Annotated in this window: 12 protein-coding genes and 1 pseudogene; 7 read left to right on the forward strand and 6 right to left on the reverse strand. The window is 65.3% G+C overall.

What is annotated here, in order from left to right; translation table 11 throughout:
* Positions 1-68: 68 nt before the first annotated feature.
* The 4 genes and pseudogenes from thiD (at position 69) to QA642_RS18070 (ending at position 4,001) form a co-directional block, all read left to right on the forward strand.
* Positions 69-869 carry a bifunctional hydroxymethylpyrimidine kinase/phosphomethylpyrimidine kinase gene (gene thiD / locus QA642_RS18055; RefSeq protein WP_283085833.1) on the forward strand — a complete coding sequence of 267 codons (801 nt, stop codon included), beginning with the start codon at positions 69-71 and terminating at the stop codon, positions 867-869.
* 216 nt (positions 870-1,085) lie between these two features.
* Positions 1,086-1,898: a UDP-2,3-diacylglucosamine diphosphatase gene (locus QA642_RS18060; protein WP_235545052.1), complete on the forward strand. Its 813-nt coding sequence runs from the start codon at positions 1,086-1,088 to the stop codon at positions 1,896-1,898.
* Between the two features lie 13 nt (positions 1,899-1,911).
* Positions 1,912-2,953, forward strand: a pseudogene (locus QA642_RS18065) (glycosyltransferase family 1 protein).
* Between the two features lie 64 nt (positions 2,954-3,017).
* Entirely contained in the window at positions 3,018-4,001 is a 984-nt protein-coding gene (locus QA642_RS18070; RefSeq protein WP_283085834.1) for a threonine/serine dehydratase, read from the forward strand.
* A 283-nt stretch (positions 4,002-4,284) separates the two neighbouring features.
* Here QA642_RS18070 and QA642_RS18075 read toward each other — a convergent pair whose 3' ends face one another.
* Entirely contained in the window at positions 4,285-6,093 is a 1,809-nt protein-coding gene (locus QA642_RS18075; protein WP_283085835.1) for a caspase family protein, read from the reverse strand.
* A 176-nt stretch (positions 6,094-6,269) separates the two neighbouring features.
* Between QA642_RS18075 and QA642_RS18080 the strand changes: the two genes are divergently transcribed.
* Positions 6,270-6,710: an RbsD/FucU domain-containing protein gene (locus QA642_RS18080; protein WP_283085836.1), complete on the forward strand. Its 441-nt coding sequence runs from the start codon at positions 6,270-6,272 to the stop codon at positions 6,708-6,710.
* On the opposite strand, the gene QA642_RS18085 is transcribed toward QA642_RS18080, so the two are convergent.
* Positions 6,707-8,395 carry a Na/Pi symporter gene (locus QA642_RS18085; protein ID WP_283085837.1) on the reverse strand — a complete coding sequence of 563 codons (1,689 nt, stop codon included), beginning with the start codon at positions 8,393-8,395 and terminating at the stop codon, positions 6,707-6,709. The genes QA642_RS18080 and QA642_RS18085 overlap by 4 nt on opposite strands.
* 268 nt (positions 8,396-8,663) lie before the next feature.
* On the opposite strand from QA642_RS18085, the gene QA642_RS18090 reads away from it, so the two are divergent.
* Positions 8,664-9,023 (forward strand): hypothetical protein, encoded by a 360-nt coding sequence (locus tag QA642_RS18090; protein ID WP_283085838.1) that lies wholly within the window; start codon positions 8,664-8,666, stop codon positions 9,021-9,023.
* Between the two features lie 166 nt (positions 9,024-9,189).
* Complete coding sequence (locus QA642_RS18095) at positions 9,190-9,960, forward strand: SDR family oxidoreductase (RefSeq protein ID WP_283086921.1); 771 nt, start codon at positions 9,190-9,192, stop codon at positions 9,958-9,960.
* A 291-nt stretch (positions 9,961-10,251) separates the two neighbouring features.
* On the opposite strand, the gene QA642_RS18100 is transcribed toward QA642_RS18095, so the two are convergent.
* From QA642_RS18100 to QA642_RS18115, 4 genes are all read right to left on the reverse strand, one after another.
* A complete protein-coding gene (locus QA642_RS18100; protein ID WP_283085839.1) occupies positions 10,252-11,061 on the reverse strand; it encodes a Hint domain-containing protein in 810 nt (269 codons plus the stop codon).
* Positions 11,062-11,231: 170 nt separating this feature from the next.
* Positions 11,232-11,987, reverse strand: a complete 756-nt coding sequence (locus tag QA642_RS18105; protein WP_283085840.1) for an outer membrane beta-barrel protein — start codon at positions 11,985-11,987, stop codon at positions 11,232-11,234.
* Between the two features lie 217 nt (positions 11,988-12,204).
* Entirely contained in the window at positions 12,205-12,558 is a 354-nt protein-coding gene (locus QA642_RS18110; RefSeq protein ID WP_283085841.1) for an ADP-ribosylation/crystallin J1, read from the reverse strand.
* 113 nt (positions 12,559-12,671) lie between these two features.
* On the reverse strand, positions 12,672-14,084 hold the full coding sequence (locus QA642_RS18115) for a hypothetical protein (RefSeq protein ID WP_283085842.1): 1,413 nt from the start codon (positions 14,082-14,084) through the stop codon (positions 12,672-12,674).
* Positions 14,085-14,141 lie beyond the last annotated feature (57 nt).

A 14,141-nucleotide genomic window follows, 5' to 3' on the forward strand; every position in this document is an offset into this window, starting at 1 on the left:
TGCTGGCGTTCGACGGCCGCGCTAGGACAGGTCATGGCGCTGTCCGTATCAAGCAGAAGTATCCCGCGATGACGACGCCGGTCGCGCTCACCATCGCCGGCTCGGATTCGAGTGGCGGCGCCGGCATCCAGGCGGACCTGAAGACCTTTGCCGCGCTCGGCGTCTACGGCGCCTCCGCCATTACGGCGCTGACGGCGCAGAACACGCGCGGCGTCACCGGCATCCATGCGGTGCCGGCCGATTTCGTCACCGCGCAGATCGACGCGGTGTTCTCCGATCTCGAAGTCGGCGCGGTGAAGATCGGCATGGTGGCCCAGGCCGCCAGCATCGATGCGATCGCGGCCGCGCTGACGCGGTGGAAGCCCGGCCATATCGTGCTCGATCCCGTGATGGTCGCGACCTCCGGCGACCGCCTGCTGGCATCCGAAGCCGTGGACGCGCTGCGCGCGAAACTGATGCCGCTGGCTTCCGTGATCACGCCCAATCTGCCGGAGGCCGCCGCGCTGCTCGACGAGCCGGTTGCGGCCGGTGAGGCCGAGATCGAGCGTCAGGGCCGCCGCCTGCTTGCGCTCGGCTGCCGCGCGGTGCTGATCAAGGGCGGCCACGGCGAGGGGGCAGAGAGCATCGACTATCTCGTCGATTCCAAGAAAACGATCGCACTTGCCGCCCCGCGCGTTGCCACACGCAACACCCATGGCACCGGCTGCTCGCTGTCCTCGGCCGTCGCGGCCGGGCTGGCCAAGGGCGAGGATCTCGAGCGCGCCGTGCAGGGCGCCAAGGCCTGGATCAGCGCGGCGATCGCCGCCGCCGACCGCTTCAGCGTCGGCCACGGCCACGGACCGATCCATCATTTCCACAAGTTCTATTGACCCCGGTCTCGCGCGGCGCGGCGGCTCCCGGCGTTAACCAATAACGCCTTGGGGTTCCGTAGCTTTGCGGGCGGTCAGCGCCGGTTCATGTCGCCTGATTGTCGCATGCGACTGATATTCGCGGGGAGGGTGAGGCAAGGTTTGATTCGTATCTGAGGGTGCCTCAAAGGTTCAATCGTCATCCCCCTGTCACGGGAAATTGTTACGGGCGGTCGCATGGGAAGTTACGATGTGAGTGACGAGAGCCCGGAGCGGCGCTTTCGCACGTTGTTCATCTCCGACGTTCATCTCGGAGCCCGCGGTTCGCAAGCCGACCTTCTGCTCGACTTCCTGCGCTACCACGATGCCGATACGATCTATCTCGTGGGCGACATCGTCGACGGCTGGGCGCTGAAATCGAGCTGGCACTGGCCGCAATCGCATAACGACCTCGTGCAGAAGCTGCTGCGCAAGGCGCGCAAGGGCGCCAAGATCATCTACGTGCCCGGCAATCACGACGAGTTCCTGCGCAACTATTACGGCACGCATTTCGGCGGCATCGACGTCGTCGAGAACACCGTCCACACCGGCGTGGACGGCAAGCGTTACCTCGTCATCCACGGCGACATCTTCGACCTCGTGGTGCAGAACGCGCGCTGGCTCGCTCATCTCGGCGACAAGGCCTACGACTTCGCGATCCAGATGAATCGCTTCGTCAACTTCTTCCGCCGCATGTTCGGCGTGCCCTATTGGTCGCTGTCGCAATGGGCCAAGCAGAAGGTCAAGAACGCGGTGAACTATATCGGCGCGTTCGAGCAGGCGCTCTCCGCCGAAGCGCGGCGCCATGACGCCGACGGCGTGATCTGCGGCCACATCCACTACGCCGTGATCCGCGACGAGAACGGCATCCGCTACATGAACTGCGGCGACTGGGTCGAGAGCTGCACCGCGCTGGTCGAGCACGACGACGGCCATTTCGAGATCATCACCTGGGCCGACCAGCTGCGGAAGCCGGCACAAGTTCCGCAGGTGGCAGCCAGAGCTGCGTAACAGAGGCGGCTTGATGCGCATCCTGGTCGCGACCGACGCCTGGCACCCGCAAGTCAACGGTGTGGTTCGGACGCTGACCAAGCTCGCTGAGGCCGCCAAAGGGCTCGGTGTCGAGTTCACATTCCTGACGCCGCAATCGTTCCGCACCTTCGCGATGCCGAGCTATCGCGACGTGCGGCTTTCGATGCCGCGTCCGGCGCGGATTGCGAAGCTGATCGAGGAAGCGCGCCCCGACAGCATCCATATCGCGACCGAAGGGCCGATCGGCCTGATGGTCCGCCGCTATTGCCGTCAGCGCAAGCTGCCGTTCACGACCAGCTTCCACACCCGTTTCCCCGAATATGTCCGCGCCCGCGTGCCGGTGCCGGGCTCGCTGATCTGGCGGGCGCTGCGCCGCTTTCATGCGCCGAGCCGCGCCGTGATGGCGGCAACGCCGGCACTCGCCTGCGAATTGACCGAGCGCGGTTTCGACAACGTCGTGCTGTGGCCGCGCGGCGTCGATACTCACTTGTTCCATCCCCGCGCCATCGACCTGTGCCTGCCGGCACCGGTGTTCCTCTCGGTCGGTCGCGTCGCGGTGGAGAAGAATCTCGAAGCCTTCCTGGAGCTCGACCTGCCCGGCACCAAGGTCGTCGTCGGCGACGGCCCGGCGCGTGCCTCGCTGGAAGACGCCTATCCCGATGCGATCTTCTTGGGGGAGAAGCACGGCGAGGCGCTGGCGGAGATCTATGCCGCGGCCGACGTGTTCGTGTTTCCCAGCAAGACCGACACGTTCGGCCTGGTGCTGCTGGAGGCGCTCGCAAGCGGCCTGCCGGTTGCGGCGTTCCCGGTAAAGGGCCCCCGCGACGTGATCGGCGATGCGCCGGTCGGCGCGCTCGATCACGACCTGCAGCGCCTGTTTTGCGGCGCTTGGCATCTCCCGGCAGGACTGCGTCGAGTTCGCCGCCAACTACACCTGGGAGGCCTCGGCCCGGGTCTTCGTCGACAGCATCCAGGCGGTCGGCGCGGTGCTATCAGGCAGGAATGGGGCGGAGTCGGTTAGTTTCGTAGCCTGAAAACCAGGGTTCATCGCGCGGAGGTGTCTTGCCCGCGCTCAGACTGCCGCGATAAGTTCGGGTTATGACCGAACAGCTCCTCCCCATCGGCCCTGCCGATATCGATGCCGCAGCGCGCGTGATCGCGCCCTACGCCATCCGCACCCCGCTGTTGTCCTTTCCCGTGCTCAACGAGCGCGTCGGTGCCAAAGTGTTCCTGAAGCCGGAAATGCTCCAGCGCACCGGCTCCTTCAAGTTCCGCGGCGCCTTTAACAAGGTGTTCTCGATCCCGCAGCACAAGCGCGCCGGCGGCGTGGTCGCGTTCTCCTCCGGCAACCACGCCCAGGGCGTGGCGGCGGCGGCAAAAATCCTCGACATGCAGGCGACCATCGTGATGCCGGCGGACGCCCCGCTGTCGAAGCGCGAGCGCACCAAGTCCTACGGCGCCGAGGTCGTGCTGTATGATCGCGACAAGGACGACCGCGAGGCGATCTCGCGCGGCATCGCCGAGAAGCGCGGCGCGACCTTGGTCAGGCCTTATGACGATCCGTTCGTGATTGCGGGGCAGGGCACCGCCGGCCGCGAGATCGCGGAGGACATGGCGGGGCTCGGCGTTGCCCCCGACATCGTGGTCGCGCCGGCCTCCGGCGGCGGCCTCATCGCGGGCGTCGCGACCGCTGTGAAGGCGCGTTATCCGCAGGCCGAGATCGTGGTGGCCGAGCCCGAGGCGTTCGACGATCACGGCATCTCGCTCACGGCTGGCCACCGCGAGCCGCATCCGCCCGCGGCCCGCACCATCTGCGATGCGCTGATGGCACTGATGCCCGGCGAGATGACCTTCGCGATCAACAGCAAGCTGCTGGCGCGCGGCGTCACGGCATCGGACAAGGAAGTCGGCGCGGCCGTGGCGTTTGCCTATCGCGAGCTGAAGCTCGTGGTCGAGCCGGGCGGCGCGGTGGGCCTTGCCGCGCTGCTGGCGGGCCGCCTCGATGTCGCCGGCAAAAACGTCGTCATCGTGCTTTCCGGCGGCAATGTCGATGCGGATCTGTTTGCCGAGCTGGTGGCTTGATCCTCCATTCGACGTGATCCACCTCTTCCCGTCGGGAAGCAATCGCATATGAGATGAGTGTTGAGCGCGCGATGCGTCCACGGCGTCATGGCCGGGCTTGACCCGGCCATCCACGTCTTTTCCTGACGGCACGAAGAACGTGGATGCCCGGGACAAGCCCGGGCATGACGACCTCTTCTAAGTCTGCAAGTGCTGCGAGAACTCGTGCCGCACTCTGGTTCTCCGACACGAAGAAAGGGCAGAGCGTCGCCGCTCTGCCCTTTTGTCGTTGCGCTGATCGCGATCAGTGCATGAAGCCGCGGTGGTTGTTGCCGCCGCTGTTCATGCTCGGCGCCTGGTTCATCGACTGGCGGAAGTTGTTGCCGCCGTTGTTGACCATGCGGTTGGTCGTGTTGAACTGCGGACGGTTGTTGTTCTGCGGGTTGTTCTGCACCTGCACCTTGTTCACCGGATTGTTGTTGAGCTTCACGATGCCGGTGTTGCCGTTGCTGACACGGATCGGATTGGTCTGTGTCTGGACGACAGGCTTGGCCTCGATCGTGGCGCCGCCTTTGCCGACATTCACCGGCATGCTGACGATCTCGCCCGGGTTGCCGTTGCCAGTGCCGTTGCCGGCGTTCGGCGCGTTGTTGGTCGCGGGCAGGGTGACGATCTTGCCGGTGCCGCCGCTATTGTTGGTCGGCGCAGGCAGGTTGACGATCTTGCCCGGATTCTGCGACGGCGTGCCGTTCGGCTGGTTGTTACCCGCCGGCAGGTTGACGATCTGGCCGCCATTGCCGAGCTTGCCGATCACGTTGCCGTCGATCGGCTTCTGCACGACCGGCAGGTTGGCGTTGATCTGGCCGCCACCATTACCCTGCTGCATCAGCGGCATGTATTTTGGCTGGCCGAGATTGCCGACCTTGAACGTCGGGGCAATGTTCTGCGGCGCCAGGAACTTGGTCGCCTGCATCAGGGGGATCAGCTTCGGCTGCGCTGCAAGCTTCAATGCGGACGAGCCATAGGGGCTGTTGCCGTAACTGTCGTAGAAGCTCTGGTAGCCGAGCGGCGAGTTCGCCAGCACCGCCTTGTGCCAGGCCTGCGTGAGCAGCAGGTTGTTGAGCAGCCAGCGGATGTGGTCGCACAGCGGGTCGTGCGGGTACATCTGGATGAACTCCTGATAGTACTCCGGCCGTCCCTCGGACACGACGTAGTCATAGGCCTGGCGCGTCGAGCGGCTCGGCAGGTTGGAGGCCATCTGCACCACAGGCGCATTCACCGGCGCGCGGTTGGCGGCAACGGCGGTGTCGCCGAAGAAGGTGAAGTCACTCGTCAGCGACGAGCTCTCCCACGGGATCTGCGCGCCGCTGGTGGTCTGGTTGACCGCGAGACGCACGCGCTTGAACAGCTGCTCGATCGGCACGTTGGGCTCGTGCGCGATGTTGAGGAAGGCCTGCGTATAGGGGCTGTGGCCATTGGTGCCGTCGAGCGCTTCGGCGCCCGGCGCGGTGGAGTAGCCGACGATCGAGCCGTTCGGAGCGTCGACGATGGCAAGGCCGCGGCCGGCGTCGTTGACGGTCGGGAAGGGATTGTTGCGGCAGGCATCGAGGATCACGATGCGCATGCGGCTCGGGATCGACTCCAGCGTCGACATCACGTCGACCAGGCGCACCGAATTGTTGACGAGCTCGGTGGGGCTGGAGACCTTGGCGTCGACGGGCACGAGATAGTTCTCGCCCGCGAGCTGCACGCCGTGACCGGCGTAATAGACCATCGCCACCGTGTTCGGACCCCGCGCGGACACTTTGGCGGAAAAGTCCTGGACCACGCGGAGCATGTCGTTCTGGGTCAGGTCGGTTGCGGCAACCACCTCGAAGCCGGCCGAGTTCAGGAACTGCGCCATCGACTGCGCGTCATTGTCGGGGTTTTGCAGCTGCGGCGCGTTCTGGTAGTTCGAATTGCCGATCACCAGGGCGACCCGCTGCTCCGGGCCCTGCAGCGCGCTGGGGGCGGGCTCCACGGAAGCGACTTGCGCGGAAACAGGGCCGCAGAGAAAGCCGAACAGGCTTCCCACGAGGCTAGCAGTCATCAGGAAAGGTCTTAGGCGGAACATGGCGTGCTCCTCTGGCACTGATCTCGATGCGAGATTGGTTGCGAGGCAGACTGGCCGCGTTCGAGTTCGAGGTCCGTGACCGCGGTCACCATGATAGCCTGCGTGATCTGAATCACGCTTGGAACCTGCTAGGGTGAATGGCCGGTTTCGCCGGGAAAGAGGGAGCAGTCCGCCACATGCTGAAATCAATCGATCCAATCCTGACGCCTGACCTGCTCTGGCTGCTGGCTTCGATGGGCCATGGCGACGACCTCGTCTTCGTCGATGCCAATCATCCGGCCACCCGCATCACGCAGAGCACCACGTCGCAGCGCCTGATCCAGCTGCCGGGCATGAGCATGGAGACCGCCATGCGCGCCATCATGTCGGTCTATCCGCTCGATGATTTCGATCCCGATCCGGTGCGCGTGATGATGCCGGTCGACGATCCCGATCGTGTCCCCGACGTGCAGCGCGCGGTGCTCGCCGAGATCGAGCGTGCCGCCGGCCGTGCTGTCGCGCCAGGCAAGCTCTCGCGTCCGGATTTTTACCGCGCGGCAGCTGCCGGCTTTGGCGTGGTGCAGGTCGGCGACAGCAGGGGCTATGGCTGCTTCCTGATCAGGAAGGGCGTGATCTAGCCGCGACCGACCAGATGAGCCGCCGAGCGCCAGGCGTGCTGCGACAGCGCTTGGAGATTGCGAACCGCCTCGACACGCAGCAGGGCAGCGTCGGCGGTCAGGTTTCCATTGGCGACTGCGCCGAGCGTCTCAGTCCGGTGGACCCGCAGCATTTCACCGAGCTGTGCCATGCAACGCTCGAGCTCGGCGATGGCCTCGTCGGGCGGATTCGCGCGCGGACCCGCCATCGCATCGCGGGCATGCGAGGCGGGCACGGACTGCGGCGCTCCATCGATGCCGGTCGACACTGCCACACCGCGTGCAATCGCGGCTGCACTTCGCATCACTTCTGCACATAGCTCTCGGGCGCGAATGTCCACAGGTCCGCCGGCCGCTGGGCCAGCATTGTCTCTTCCGTTGGCGAGGTCCGTCAGTCGAGATGCGTGGTCGAGTGCGTGCAGCGTGCTCGTGAGACGACGTTGCTCATCGTCGGTATCTGGAGGTCCGGCCACGTCCGACAGGAATATTTGCGCCCGGCTCACGGCATCGGCCGCTTCCTGCGTGGAGACGACGTCCTTCTCAAGGCGTATCGGTCCAGCGCGGCCAGACAGTTGCGCCTCGACCGAACCGCACACCGTCAGGAGCACGCGCGCGATCGCGCGTCGTACCGCCTCCACCGCCACGATAGGGGTCTCGAGCGCCATCGGATCGAGGCATCGTGTCAGCGGTGAGCCACGGTCGGGCAGAATCCGTTCGACCAATCGTGTGAACGGGTTGATCAACGGCAGCAGGACCGCGACGCCGACGACGTTGAACGCCGTGTGATATCCGGCCAGCAGCGTGACGCCGTCGATCGTGTCCGAGGCGCGCAGCAGCAAGGGCGTCACGACGGGGAACACTGCGAGCGCGATGAGCGCAGTGATCAGCTTGAACAGGACATAGGCGATGGCCAGACGTTTCGCGGTGGCGCTGGCGCCGATCGCGGCGAGCGCGGAGCTCGTCGCCGTTCCGATGTTCTGGCCGATGATCAGCGCGCAGGCCTGGTCCAACCCGATCGCGCCCGCGAAATAGCCGGACAAGGTCACCGCGATGGCGGCCGTTGACGATTGCATCAGCGCGGTCATGACCAATCCGATCACCACCAGCGCCAGTACGCCGAGCAACCCCGACCACCATGACACCCCCGGACTGCCGAGGACCGCGGGCAGGTCCGCCGGGTGCAATCGTTCTGCCAGCCCGCCCATGCCCTGTTGCAGGGTCGTCAACCCGAACAGCACAAGTCCAAAGCCGGCGAGCGCGGCGCCAACGCCGGAGACCCGCCCCTTGGCGAGAAGCCTGGTCAGAGCGCCGACGAAGATCATTGGCAGCGCGGCGGCCGTGAGCGAGACGCGGACGCCGATCAGTGCGACCAGCCAGCCGGTTCCCGTGGTGCCGATATTGGCGCCGAAGACGAGGCTCAACCCTTGCTGGAACGTCAGCAGGCCCGCGCTGACGAGGCCGATCGTGGTCATGGTCGTTGCGCTGGAGGACTGCACCAGCAGCGTGACAATCGCCCCCCAGAACGAGCCGAGCAGGGGCGTCGAGGCCGCCTTGCCGAGCACCACGCGCAACGCAGAACCGGCCAGCGTCTTCAGGCCCTCCGTCATCACGGTCATGCCGAGCAGGAAGAGACCTACCCCGCCGAGCGTCGAGATCGCCGTGGACATGCGCGCGCCTTCTGTCAGGGCACCATGACGAGCAACGCCGACAGTACAGCAACAAAGCCCCGATGAGTCGGATTATTGCCCGATAGCTGGGCTCGCCCCGTTCCGCCCGACCGGCGCTCTTGTCGTAAACGGTGTGCCTTGGAGATCGACAGGCGATGCGTAGGGCTCGATCGGCTTTGCGAGGTCGCCTTCGGCATCGACCATTTTGTTGCAGCTCCGCGCCCGGATTTGAATGGCCTTCCTGCAAGCGACTCTCTATGGTCGATCCATGTCGCGCCTCATGTGTCTATTCGTTGCTGCCATCCTGTCGCTGCTGCCCGCCGCTGCACCAGCAGAATCCATCAAGAAACAGCCGAAGCCGGTCTGGCATGGCTACGGCTTTCTGCCCGGCTATCGCCAGCCGCTGAGCAACAGCATTCCGCTCTACAAGCAGAAGGACGTGATGCGGCGCCTTGCGCGCAGCGAGCGGCGCCATTGGTACATCGACCCGGTGCCGCAGTATTACCGCTGGGACGGCGAGTGGCACTATTTCGGCCGGCCCGGTTTTGGCGGCGGCCGCTACAATGGCGGCAGTTTCGGCCCGTGCTGGACGCGGACGCCGATCGGCGCCGTCTGGAATTGCGGGTGATCAACCTCGTCCCGCTTTGCCGACATGTTTCGAAAGGCGCGTCCTCGCGGTCGGCTTCACTCGGCAGATTTCAATCGTAACCGAATCCGGTTCGGCTGAAGCCAAATCGTCGTCCCGGTATCCTAGCTGTCATCCCTACCTTGCGGTTTCGGGGGGAGTTGCCGGCATGCTTTCTCGGTTCAAGGATAAGGTCGTCATCGTGACGGGCGCCGGCAGCGGCATCGGCGCCGCCGCCGCAAGGCGCTTTCACGACGAAGGCGCTATTGTCGTGCTCAACGGACGGCGCGAGCTCAAATTGGCCGAAGTCGGCGCGGAGCTGGGAACCGATCGCTGCATGATCCGGCCCGCCGATGTCTCGATCGCCGCGGATGTCGAGCGCCTGGTCGCCGACGTAGTCCGGCAATTGGGCAGGATCGACGTCCTCGTCAACAATGCGGGGACGTGCGCACTGATCGATTTCCTGGGCTCGCCGGTGCAGTTGTGGCGAGATCTCTTCGCGGTCAATGTCGACGGCGTTTTCTACATGACGCGCGCCGCGCTTCCGCACCTGATCGAAAGCGGCGGCTCGATCGTCAACGTGTCGTCTCTCAGCGGGCTTGGCGGCGATCGGGGCTTGAGCTTCTACAACGCCACGAAGGGCGCCGTCAGTAATCTGACACGCAGCCTGGCGCTCGAATTTGGCCCGAGAGGCGTGCGCATCAATGCGGTGTGCCCATCATTGACTCTCACCGACCTGACGATGCCGATCATGGAGCAACATCCGGAATTGCTCGCGAAGCTGGTGGAATGTATCCCCCTGGGGCGCGCAGCCCAGTCCGAGGAAGTCGCGAGCGTCATCGCATTTCTCGCAAGCGCCGACGCCAGCTTCGTGAATGGAGTGAACCTGCCAGTCGACGGCGGCGTCGACGCATCGACCGGGCACACCTCCTTCTTGTAGGGCGGATTGCGCTTGCGATGACGGGACAGGCAGCGAGCGTCATACCACCACTGTCGCCCTGAGGTGCTCGCTGGGACGGCGAGTGGCACGATTTCGGCCGGCTCGGTTTTGGCGGCGGCCGCTACAATGGCGGCAGTTTTGGCCCGTGCTGGACGCGGATGCCGATCGGCGCGGTGTGGAATTGCGGCTAGTCGACAGGGCAGGACTTTTGCCGGTCGCGAGCGCTCATGCCGCGGCAGCCGGCGCCGGCTGCCTGATCGTCCTCGATGCCGTCGATCTCTGCGCGCTCGCTCAGATGATGCGAGCCGCGCGCGATCCGAGGCGGGCGCTGATGATGTCGATCTTTTGCGGGCCGAGGACGGGCGAGACCAGGCGCCGCGCGCTCGTCATCATCGCGCTGCGGCGGCCATGGCCGGTGATCGGCGCGCAATGGACGACGTCCCGCGCGTTCTGCTCGCCGTGCTTGCGCAGATAATCCGCAAAATTGCTCATGGTCTCGTCGACTCGCAGCAGCGTCTCGCAAGGCGCGCCTTCGGCGTAGATCACGTCGTGGGATTCGAGCTTGATGTGGAAGAATTCGAGCTCGTCATGCTCATCCGCGGCGTCGAGCGTGATCGTCGTGCCGTTGATGAGATTGCCGGCCGGGATGAGGAGGCCGTCGAGCAGCACGGCATGCCCCTGGGTCACGTAGAGGTCGGCGTGCGGCACGTTGGGCGCAAGCGCCGAGCGGGCGATGCGGACCGGCCGCGCTCTCTTCACCCACGGCTTGCTCGGATCGCTTCTGGTGCGGCTGAACCGGCCGATCCATTGCACCGCGCGCAATCCGCCGAACACCGTCGGCAACAGATCACCGGCGACGAGATCCTCGATCCTGCGCTCGCCTGCCGCCGTCGAAATCCGGGTGCCCTTCAGGAAGCAGTTGCCACCGCCGGCGGCGCCGCCTCGGACGAAACTGGCCGCTCCATTGCTCTTGCCGTCGGCCATTGCCGGACGCGTCGCCATCGCGCTTGCGGCAACGCCTGCTGCCGCAGCACCAAGGCCTCTCGATATGACGGCACGCCGCGTGGCGGCACCCGACGACGAGTTCGTGATCTCGGACATCGCGCAAAATTCCCTGTATCTACCGTCGGCTTATATGCAATCGGCTTCAACACGATCAGGATCGTTGCAGCCGAGCTTCGCCTGTTGGTCGCGGCATATAGCAGAAAGTTCGCGCGCCGATGAGTCAAAACTTCATGCAGTGACGAAGAGTCACTCGAGAGATTTTCAGACTAGTAGTGGCGGATCGGAAGGCCGCTGAAATAGTAGTTCACGCCGATCCGAACAATGTGATCGTCGAATGACACGTGACTGCGATCGAACGCCGCGCCAAGGTTGGGCGTGGTGAAACCGCCATCTTCCAGTTTCACATAAAGATATTCGACTTTTGCCGACCATGCCGGCGCGAATGCCCATTCGGCACCTGCGCCTGCGGTCCATCCGGATCGCCACGACGACGCGCTGTCGAAGACCGCGCCGGTTGCGGACGATTTGATGCCCGCTTCGACGCCTGCGGCTGCATAACCCGCCGTCGCATAGAGCAGCACTTTGCCGGGCGTGTATCCAATGCGCCCGCGAAGCGTGCCGAGCCATTGCAGTTTTGTGAAGCTCGAGAAATCCACATTGCCGGCAGGACCACTGTCGAGCGAGCTGCCTTTTTGACCGGCCCATGACAAGTCGCCCTCGGCGCCGAAGACCCAGCTCATCAGCTGCCAATTGTAGCCCGCCGTCGCGCCGAACACGCCGCCATTAACGTTGAACACCGGTGTGTCGTCGAGGCCTGTCACACGATCGACATGCTTGCTGCGTCCCCACGATCCGCCGCCGGCGACGCCGACATACGCGCCCTGCCAGCCATAGACCGGCGCGCCGCGAACGACCGGCGCATCGTGCGGAAAAGGCGGCAGGTCGGCGGCCGAGGCGTTCGCAGCAAAGACGATGGCTGTGACGCCGAGGATTGCCGTCGAGATCGGGAGCGAAGATGTCATCGGACAGAGTCTCTGGCTTGCTGCCGTCGCAGAACCGCTGCACGGGACCAATTGCGTCTCACGCACGCGTTCGCGGACAGCGGCACGCGAATGACCGCATGCCCTCGTGATGTAGACGTTTGCCGAGGTCTTTCTCCGCGCAAATACTTCCACGCATTTTTCAGCGCGCGTCATGGGAACGACGTGTGAGCGTCACAATCGCACGGAGTGCGGTCGATCAGGGGAAGCTGCGGACGATTTCGATCAAGCCGACGATCGCGGCATTGAAGGCTTCGAGGTCTTCGGCGGGAATCCAGTACTCCAGATGTGAGCGCCCGCCGGCCTCCTGCACATCGTAGTTCGCGATGAAGCTGCGCCTGACCTCAAAGCGTGTCACAAAACCCGCGCCGCTCGCCGGCACATTCCAGTCGCGGGCGATCTTGATGGCATAGTCCTCGCTCAGCACTGGATAGAAGATCGGTTGGTCCGGCAGGCGCGGCGGAAACGCGCGCATGCCGGAGAGCTGGATCAGCTCCAGCTCTTTTAGCCCAACGGGGCGCCAGAGGGTGAGGGTGCCTTCGGTCGAGGACATGGTTGCGCTGATCGGGCTCAAACGGCGTCGTTGTTAGCGAAGCAATCCAGACTACCACAGTGGAAAGATTCTGGATTGCTTCGCTGCGCCCGGTGGCGTGAGCGCTCGCCCTATTACGAGAAGAACGCGATCTTCTCGGCCTGGGTCATACGGCGGATCGGGGCGAGGGGATCGTTGGCGGCTGCGCGGGGCTTTTGCAGCATGCCGCTGGCGAGGATGGTGGCGCCGAGCGACGGCTCGGGCAAGGACGCGGACATGGACGCAGACAAGGGCGAGGGCATCGGCAGCGTCGCGTTCGGCGCGGCGCCGAAGCTTGCAGCGGCGGCCATGGCTGGGGCCGGCTGCTCCATCACCTCGGCGGCGGCTTCGGCGATCGCGTTGGTGAGGCGCGCGAGCGACTCCATCGCGATCGGTGCGTCTTCTGCGGCCTCCTCCGCGACCGGTGCGGCCGGCACAGCGGCAGCCGGCACGTCGACCGCAACGGGCGCTGCGGCCTCCGCGGCCACCGGCTCCGGAGCGGCCGCTGCGATCTCGACCGGCTCGATGATTTCGTCGAACTCCGGATCGGGCGCGGCCATCTCGAGCGCGATGGCTTCGAGTATGGCTTCGTCCGCGGCTTCCGCAGCGGCGTCGAGCGAAAACGCGTCAGTCACCTCCGCGACAGCGGCAAGCTCGGCGACCGGCTCTTCAAAGGCGATGTCCGCAACCGCGACATTGTCGGGCGCGCTTTCGGTCTCGGCTGCGATCTCCGGCGCGACGGCAGCGTCGATGACCTGCTCGGCGATTGCGGACGCCGCAGGCGTGCCGGCCGTCTCCACGACTGCTTCGGGCTCGGGAGCTGCCGCGATGTCCGGCTGCGTCTCCGCAAAAGCCACGGGGGCTTCGCTCGCCATCGCGGCGGGCGCGGGCTCGACAGCCGCAGTCTCTGCGACCGGCGGCGGTGTGTCCTGCGCAGGCGCCGGCGAGGGATGCGCGGCCTGCGGCATCGCGCCGCCCTCGGTCTGCTCGATCCGTTCCCTGAGCAGATCGAATGCGGCCTTGAGCTCGACGCGGGGGTCGACGGTAGAAATCTGCCCGCAGGCGGCCTCGATCGAGGCGAGCTGCGAATCAATGAGGTCGCAGATTCGCCCGTCGGCGCCGATCTCGCGCCAGCGCCAGGAGATCTCCTTGATGATGCGCACCCCGCGCGGGATCGGGGCGAGGCTGGCCTCGATCGCCGCGGGATCGAACGCCGCGATCGCGATCGTCTCGGCCTCGCGGATGGCACGGCGGATCTCCACCAGCGCTTCGGGCAGGCGGTCCTCGACGACAGGTTGTCGCTGTGCGGCAAGGGTTTCTTCGATTTTCGCGACCGCATCCAGCACCATGCGGGTGTCGGCATTGCGGTTGCGCTTGGCATATTCGCCGAGGAACCAGCGGCCGCGCGCGGTCTCCATGAAGGCTTCGCGGATCGCGTCGTAATCCTGCTCGTTCGGCTCGGCCGCGCGGGCAGACATGGGCGAAAGGGCGAATGCTTCGTTGGCCATGACAATCTCGTCGCGCAAATCAGTGCGCGTTACACTAACGATCACCACGATATCGAC

Origin of the sequence: Bradyrhizobium sp. CB2312, from assembly GCF_029714425.1 — a bacterium.
Taxonomy (GTDB): Bacteria; Pseudomonadota; Alphaproteobacteria; order Rhizobiales; family Xanthobacteraceae; genus Bradyrhizobium.

What these genes read in the sequence shown, in the direction of transcription:
- QA642_RS18075 (WP_283085835.1), bottom strand. Translation starts at nt 6,093, where the DNA reads ATGTTCCGCCTAAGACCTTTCCTGATGACTGCTAGCCTCGTGGGAAGC.
- QA642_RS18110 (WP_283085841.1), bottom strand. Translation starts at nt 12,558, where the DNA reads ATGTCCTCGACCGAAGGCACCCTCACCCTCTGGCGCCCCGTTGGGCTA.
- QA642_RS18115 (WP_283085842.1), bottom strand. Translation starts at nt 14,084, where the DNA reads ATGGCCAACGAAGCATTCGCCCTTTCGCCCATGTCTGCCCGCGCGGCC.
- QA642_RS18080 (WP_283085836.1), top strand. Translation starts at nt 6,270, where the DNA reads ATGCTGAAATCAATCGATCCAATCCTGACGCCTGACCTGCTCTGGCTG.
- QA642_RS18095 (WP_283086921.1), top strand. Translation starts at nt 9,190, where the DNA reads ATGCTTTCTCGGTTCAAGGATAAGGTCGTCATCGTGACGGGCGCCGGC.
- QA642_RS18105 (WP_283085840.1), bottom strand. Translation starts at nt 11,987, where the DNA reads ATGACATCTTCGCTCCCGATCTCGACGGCAATCCTCGGCGTCACAGCC.
- QA642_RS18070 (WP_283085834.1), top strand. Translation starts at nt 3,018, where the DNA reads ATGACCGAACAGCTCCTCCCCATCGGCCCTGCCGATATCGATGCCGCA.
- QA642_RS18085 (WP_283085837.1), bottom strand. Translation starts at nt 8,395, where the DNA reads ATGTCCACGGCGATCTCGACGCTCGGCGGGGTAGGTCTCTTCCTGCTC.
- QA642_RS18060 (WP_235545052.1), top strand. Translation starts at nt 1,086, where the DNA reads ATGGGAAGTTACGATGTGAGTGACGAGAGCCCGGAGCGGCGCTTTCGC.
- QA642_RS18100 (WP_283085839.1), bottom strand. Translation starts at nt 11,061, where the DNA reads ATGTCCGAGATCACGAACTCGTCGTCGGGTGCCGCCACGCGGCGTGCC.
- thiD (WP_283085833.1), top strand. Translation starts at nt 69, where the DNA reads ATGACGACGCCGGTCGCGCTCACCATCGCCGGCTCGGATTCGAGTGGC.
- QA642_RS18090 (WP_283085838.1), top strand. Translation starts at nt 8,664, where the DNA reads ATGTCGCGCCTCATGTGTCTATTCGTTGCTGCCATCCTGTCGCTGCTG.